At 33.7% G+C, this 3986-nt stretch carries 2 protein-coding genes and 1 pseudogene; all 3 read left to right on the top strand.

Annotated elements, in window-relative coordinates; translation table 11 throughout:
* Positions 1-199 precede the first annotated feature (199 nt).
* Positions 200-934: a tRNA pseudouridine(38-40) synthase TruA gene (gene truA / locus PHC28_RS01725; RefSeq protein ID WP_300096109.1), complete on the top strand. Its 735-nt coding sequence runs from the start codon at positions 200-202 to the stop codon at positions 932-934.
* An 82-nt stretch (positions 935-1016) separates the two neighbouring features.
* On the top strand, positions 1017-2771 hold the full coding sequence (locus PHC28_RS01720; RefSeq protein ID WP_300096106.1) for an ABC transporter ATP-binding protein: 1755 nt from the start codon (positions 1017-1019) through the stop codon (positions 2769-2771).
* Between the two features lie 112 nt (positions 2772-2883).
* Positions 2884-3986, top strand: a pseudogene (gene lpdA / locus PHC28_RS01715) (dihydrolipoyl dehydrogenase); the annotation flags it as partial.

The raw sequence follows: 3986 nt of genomic DNA, 5'->3' as shown, positions 1-3986 counted from the left end.
CGCCATCTCATCCTCTTTTTTTTTTTACGAAGCCTCAAAGTTATTATTTAAGATTGAAGATTAACGATTTTTGATTTGAGATTTGGAAAAACTTTGAAATAAAACATAGCTAATAAGATTATCAATCTTTGTAGATTTGCGTTTTTAATGTTGGTTTCTATTTCTGAAAAAATCTGAAATCTAAAATCTGAAATCTGAATTGAGATATTTTATAAAACTGGCCTATAACGGAACTAATTATCACGGATGGCAATGCCAACCCAATGCTTCATCTGTGCAAGAAACATTGAATAAAGCGGTTTCGGTAGTACTGAATTCAGAGATAACCCTTATGGGAGCAGGTCGCACCGATACTGGTGTTCACGCCAAGGAAATGTTTGCTCATTTCGATTTTGAAACTCCGTTTGACAGTCAAAGTTTAGTACATAAACTCAATTCCTATTTACCCAAAGATATTGTTGTTTATGATATTATTCCTGTCAACGATGAAGCCCACGCTCGATTTGACGCTACAAAAAGAACGTATGAATATCACATCAATACATTCAAGAATGCTTTTATGCAAGATGGAAGTTGGTATTTTCATCAAAAATTAGACATCGATTTGATGAATGAAGCTTCTAAAATATTGTTTAAGCACACCGATTTTCAATGTTTTTCGAAAGTAAATACCGATGTAAATACTTTTGATTGTACTATTTTTGAAGCTAATTGGAAAAAAGAAAATGAGAATCTTATTTTTACCATTACAGCCAATCGTTTTCTTCGCAATATGGTTCGTGCCATTGTGGGAACACTGGTAAATGTAGGTTTGGAAAAAATAACCTTAGAGGAGTTCAATGAAATAATTTTAAGTAAAAACAGGGAAAATGCAGGTTTTTCAGTTCCAGCACACGGATTATATTTAACCAAAATTGAATATGATTATTTATAAAAATGAATGGCAAGAAGTGAGTTGAAGAATAAAAAATACAATAAATCAAGAGCTAAACGAAGTAAAAGATTCTAAAAAATAAATGAAAGCAAAAGCATTCGACACTAAAGTTTTTAAACGTATTTTAAAATACATTAAACCCTATAAATGGAGATTTAATAGCGTAATTTTTTTCGCTGTTTGTTTGTCTATTTTTGCGGCGATTCGTCCTCTAATTTTGCAAGGAACTGTTGATACTTATATCAAACCTAAAGATAATTATGGTTTATTGATGTATGTAACCCTGATGGGAGTTACCCTATTATTAGAAGTAATTTTCCAATTTTTCTTTGTGTATTGGGCAAACTGGCTTGGACAAGACATTGTAAAAGATATTCGAACCAAACTCTTCAAACATATGTTGAGTTTCCGAATGAAATATTTTGACAATGCTCCTGTGGGACAATTAGTGACACGTTCTGTTTCGGATATTGAACAAATTGCTCGAATTTTCAGCCAAGGATTGTTTATGATTGCTAGTGATTTAATGAAAATGTTTGTTTGTTTAATCATTATGTTTTGGATGAACTGGCATTTGTCTATGATTGTTGTATTGGCAATGCCCATTCTTCTTTACTTTACTCGAATATTTCAACGTAAAATGCAAGTGGCTTTTGAAGAAGTGAGAACCCAAATAGCCAATATGAATTCTTTTGTTCAAGAAAGAGTTACCGGAATGAAAATTGTTCAACTCTTCAATCGTGAAGATGTTGAATTCGAAAAATTCAAATCCATCAACGAAAAACACAAAACAGCTTGGATAAAAACCATTCTTTACAACTCCATCTTTTTTCCAATTGCCGATATTATTTCTTCTTTAACTTTGGGATTCATCGTGTTGTATGGAGGTCTTCAAATTATAAATGGCAATCCATTTACGACCTTGGGACAAATGACTGCTTATACAATGTTTATAGGGATGCTCTTTAATCCTTTGCGCCAAATTGCTGATAAATTCAACGAGATGCAATTGGGAATGATTGCTGCTAACCGTGTTTTTGACATTCTGGATACCAAAGACCAAATTCAAGATAAAGGCACTATCGAAGCTCCTATTTTTAGTGGAAACATCCAATTCAAGGATGTACATTTTGGTTATATTGCTGATGAATATGTAATAAAAGGAATTGATTTATCTGTTTCCGCTGGAAAAACCATTGCCATTGTTGGTGCTACAGGAGCTGGAAAATCAACAATAATTAACTTGTTGAATCGCTTTTACGAAATTAATAGTGGTTCCATTTTTATTGATGGCCAAAACATAGAAAACTATACTTTGAGTTCTCTTCGCAAGCAGATTGCAGTGGTTTTACAAGATGTTTTTCTTTTTGCCGATACCATTTTCAATAATATAACTTTAAACAATCCTGATATATCTCGAGAGCAGGTTTTGGCTGCTGCCAAAAAAATTGGTGTTCATAAATTCATTATGAGTTTGCCCGATAATTACGATTTCGATGTAAAAGAACGTGGCGTTATGCTTTCTTCTGGACAACGTCAATTAATTGCTTTTCTTCGTGCTTATGTGAGTAATCCTAGTATTCTGATTTTGGACGAAGCCACATCATCCATCGACACATATTCCGAAGAGTTGATTCAAAAAGCTACTGAAACCATCACAAAAGGTAGAACATCCATTGTGATTGCACATCGTTTGGCAACCATCATCAATGCTGATAAAATTGTTGTTATGGATAAAGGCTTGATTGTGGAACAAGGAACTCATCAAGAATTATTGGAAAAAACTGGAGGTTATTACAAAAACCTTTATAATTCCCAGTTTATTAGTGAAGTTTAGCAGTTTGGTTTTTAATGAAATACTGGTTTAAAACTTTAAACAGTAAACTTTTTCTTTAATCAAATAAATCCCTTAATTTTGCCAACTGAAATTAATTAAGAAAATAATCTATATGAAATACGATATTATAGTTTTAGGAAGTGGTCCAGGCGGTTATGTTACAGCCATTAGAGCATCCCAATTAGGTTTTAAAGTTGCCGTAATCGAAAAAGAAAATCTTGGCGGAGTTTGTTTGAATTGGGGTTGTATCCCAACAAAAGCATTACTAAAATCAGCTCAAGTCTTTGATTATCTTAAACACGCCTCCAATTATGGATTGACTGTTTCATCCTTCGATAAAGATTTCCCAGCTGTTATTCAACGTAGCCGAGGAGTCGCTGAAGGAATGAGCAAAGGAGTTACTTTCTTGATGAAAAAAAATAAAATTGACGTTATCAATGGTTTTGGAAAAGTAAAACCAGGTAAAAAAATAGATGTTACTGATAAAGATGGAAAAGTAACTGAATTCAGTGCCGACCATATTATTATTGCTACTGGAGCACGTTCTCGTGAATTGCCAAACTTACCACAAGATGGAGTAAAAGTAATTGGTTATCGCCAAGCGATGAGCTTACCAAGTCAACCTAAAAAGATGATTATCGTAGGTTCAGGAGCTATTGGAGTTGAGTTTGCTCATTTCTATAACTCAATGGGAACAGAAGTTACCATCGTAGAATTTATGCCAAATGTAGTTCCTGTAGAAGACGAAGATATTTCAAAACAAATGGAAAAATCTTTGAAAAAAGCTGGAATTACCGTTATGACAAATTCATCAGTAGAAACAATCGATACAACTGGAAATGGAGTAAAAGCTTTCGTTAAAACTGCCAAAGGTGAAGTTATTCTTGAAGCAGATATTTTACTTTCAGCTGTTGGAATCAAAACCAACATCGAAAATATTGGATTAGAAGAAGTTGGAATTGCAGTTGACAGAGATAAAATCTTGGTTAACGCTTACAATCAAACAAACATTTCTGGTTACTATGCTATTGGAGATGTAACTCCAGGACAAGCTTTAGCACACGTAGCTTCTGCAGAAGGAATCAACTGTGTAGAAAAAATTGCAGGAATGCACGTAGATCCAATCGATTACGGAAACGTTCCAGGTTGCACGTATGCTACGCCAGAAATCGCTTCTGTAGGTATGACCGAAAAACAAGCTAGAGAAAAAGGATA

The sequence above is a fragment of the Flavobacterium sp. genome (genome assembly GCF_028712645.1).
GTDB lineage: Bacteria > Bacteroidota > Bacteroidia > Flavobacteriales > Flavobacteriaceae > Flavobacterium.
Note: the sequence above shows the minus strand (reverse complement) of the source record. Positions and strands in the feature narration are given on the sequence as shown.

What these genes read in the sequence shown, in the direction of transcription:
- PHC28_RS01720 (WP_300096106.1), top strand. Translation starts at nt 1,017, where the DNA reads ATGAAAGCAAAAGCATTCGACACTAAAGTTTTTAAACGTATTTTAAAA.